The organism is Actinomycetota bacterium (assembly GCA_035540895.1).
Lineage (GTDB): Bacteria > Actinomycetota > JAICYB01 > JAICYB01 > JAICYB01 > DATLFR01.
Genome location: DATLFR010000112.1, coordinates 1 through 2985, shown reverse-complemented (window position 1 = coordinate 2985; position 2985 = coordinate 1). Strand labels below are relative to the sequence as shown.

Here is a 2985-nt window from a genome sequence, read left to right as displayed (position 1 = left end):
GTGGGGGACGGCGAGGCGACGGCCGCCGGGGCGGGTGTCGCGTGCGCCAGGTCCCGGGTTCCCACTCGGGTCGAAAGCGTCACGCGGGCGAGGGACGGGGCGGACAGCGAACGCCGCCAGGAGACGATAACGGTCGCGCGCTTGTAGTCCTGGGTGCCGGCGACGTCGGGGTCGTCCAGCCAGGTGATGTACTGGTAGATGTAGAACTCGCTCGGCCCCGACACGACGGGGTCGTCGACCGGTATGACGGCGGCGTGTCCGGGCTGCACGACGAGCGTCTCGTCCGCCGGCTTGCGGGCCGTCCAGCCCGCATCCGACGAGAGCTCTGTCAGCGCGACGAGGTCGTAGGGGAGGTTCTGGATGCGCTCGACGCGTTCCGTGGCGATCGCGGTCGCCGCCGCCCGCTGGCGGGCGACCCCGACGCCGGTCACGCCCATCACCATGGCGCTACCGACGCCGGCCACGGCGACCATCGCCAGGCCGGTCGCGACCGTGATCTCGACGAGGGAGAAGCCGCGGTCGCACGAGAGCGCCCTGGCACGCGCCCGCATCGAGCGCGAGAACATGGTTATCCAGCCTGGAACCACTTGAACACCTCGTCACGGGACGTCGGGTCGGTACCCTCCCGCCCGATAGGTGAGCCCGACACGGGAGATATCGGCTACATGAGCCTCCCGCCCGACCCCCACCGGGGCACCTGCGGCCTAACCCTTCCGGGGGATGGCTCTCTCAGTGGCCCGCACGGACGGTGGCCCGTACCGTCGCGTGGAGGCGTCCAGGCTCCACCGGACGCACCGAGAAGGGACCGGCTCCCGCGGGGACGATGAACGTCTCCGCGTGATGGACCTCGAAGGGCTCGAACCCGCCTTCCGGTGACTCGACGACGGCAGCCTCCCCGTCCACGAGGTTGAGGACCGCCACGCCGTCGACCGTGTGCGGGGCGGGACCGGTGAACCAGTGCCGGCGCGTCTCGATGAACTCCGCGGGGTGCAGCCCGGTGCGTTCCTCGGTCCAGCCGGGTCCGGAGGCGACCGTGCGGACCTGGTTGAGGAGCCGGGTCCGCGCGTACCCGGTGTCGCGCTCCACGAGGATGTTCGGCTCCCCGTGGTCGATGTGGATCGGACGGGGCCGTCCGTCCAGCCCGAGACGGTCCCAGTCCCACAGCTTGAACGTGAAGATGTAGGGCGTCGCGGAGATCTCGAGCACCATGCTCCCGGCCCCGGAGCAGTGGACGGTCCCGGCCGGGATCAGGAAGTGGTCGTGCCTCCGGGCTGGGAACCGGTTCACGTAGCGGTCGTCGGGGAAGGTCCAGCCCGGCTCGTCCTGCGCGCGGCGCAGGTCGGCCACCATCTCGTCGCGGTCCACGCCCTCTCGGAGCCCCAGGTACACCGTCGCGTCCGGCTCGGCGTCCAACAGGTAGTAGGACTCGTCCTGGGTGTAGTGCATCCCGAACTCACGCTGGATGTAGGAGGTCAGCGGGTGCACCTGCAGGGAGAGGTTCCCCCCGCCCATCGTGTCGAGGAAGTCGAAGCGGATGGGGAACTCCTCGCCGAACCGGCCCCACACCGCCTCCCCCAGCAGCGCCTTCGGCTCCCGGAAGACCAGGTCGATCGAGGGCACCTCGACCGTCTCGGCGCCGAAGCCCAGGAGGAGCGAGTTCTCCTCGGGGACGCAGTCGAAGCACCATCCGAGGTTGGCCTGGCCGCGTCCGACGTCGCAGACCTCCTGCATCCAGTGTCCGCCCCAGGGAGCCGGGTCGAAGTAGGGGACGACCCGGAACGGGCGGTGGGCCGTCCGGGCCAGCGCCTCGTACCAGACGCGCGAGTCGATCATCTTCGGACGGTCGGGGTGGGTCGTGTCCAGGTAGTGGGTGATGCGGTCCCAGATCGTCCGGCGGTGGCGGTCGGCCACGCGCCAGTCGACGAAGAACGCCCGCTTGTAGCGCTCACCCGGCGTGTCGTCGGGGTTGTGGACGCCGAGGTTGTCGGCCTCTCCCCGCCGCTGGCGCTGGGTTGCCTCCCAGCGTGGGAGCCCGGCGTAGACGACCGGGGCGCCGGGTGCGGCGAGGGACGCGCCGGTCCCGTGCACCAGCACGCGCCCGGGGGCGTCTCGGACGGCTTCGCGCGCCCGCTGCAGCGCCGCCCCGTCGACCAGGTCGCTCAGCCGCAGGGACGTCATGTACCCGAACACCGGGTCGTCGCCGACGAACGGCTCGGTTAGGCGCCGGACCTCAGGCTCGCTCAGGAGGAGGGAGCCCGCGTCCACGACCAGGTCAGGGTCGAGACGCCTCACGAGCTCGTCGGTGCCCAGGACGCCGGGGTAGGTCTCGAGCACCACCGTCCGCACGCCGCTCAGACTGGACGCGATCGCGTCCCAGCCCACCGTGACGTCCGACGGGGAGCCAGCGGGGACGGACGGATGCTTGTCGTAGGTGGAGCGTCGCCCGATCCGGTGCCGGGGGGTGGGGTCGGCCGGGTCGACGCGCGGGTCGGTCCTCATCTCGAGAGGTGCGCGAGACCGGCCAGGGCGGCGGCGTCCCCCAGGGAGGCCCGACGCACCTCGACGCTGTAGCCGGGCCACGCCCGTTCGTCGACGAGCTGCTGTAGCCCGTCCAGGATCGGCGTGTCCTCGGTCATCGGTCCACCCCCCAGGACGACCACCTCGGGGGCGTGGGCGTGGGCGAGGGCGGCCACCGCCCGGGCGAGGTGGCGGCGGTAGCGGTCGAGGGCGGCTGACGCGTCCTGGTCTCCGGAGCGATGGGCTTCGAACACCTCCTGCACGGAGCTGAACCTGGAACCCGCCTCGGCGACGATACGGTCGGCCCGGCAGAAGGCCTCGATCGAGTCGGGACGTCCGCTCGTGTCGACGGGCCCGTCGGTCGCCTCCGAGATGGGGATCTGGCCTCCCAGGATCCCCCCTCCGACCACGCCCCTGCCCACCGGCCCGCCATCCCGGACGACGCAGACGCCGAACCCGGTCCCGATC

Annotated in this window: 3 protein-coding genes; all 3 read right to left on the bottom strand. The window is 71.8% G+C overall.

Annotation, left to right across the window (positions count from 1 at the left end; genetic code table 11):
* Positions 1-566, bottom strand: a 566-nt coding sequence (locus tag VM840_06420) for a hypothetical protein (GenBank protein HVL81207.1), incomplete at its 3' end; no start/stop codon positions are given.
* Between the two features lie 163 nt (positions 567-729).
* Positions 730-2499: a class I mannose-6-phosphate isomerase gene (locus VM840_06415; protein HVL81206.1), complete on the bottom strand. Its 1770-nt coding sequence runs from the start codon at positions 2497-2499 to the stop codon at positions 730-732.
* On the bottom strand, positions 2496-2985 hold a 490-nt coding region (locus VM840_06410), incomplete at its 5' end, for an ROK family protein (protein ID HVL81205.1). The genes VM840_06415 and VM840_06410, both read right to left, overlap by 4 nt.

Excerpts from the sequence above, each read along its gene's own strand:
- VM840_06415 (HVL81206.1), bottom strand. The coding sequence starts at position 2,499 with ATGAGGACCGACCCGCGCGTCGACCCGGCCGACCCCACCCCCCGGCAC.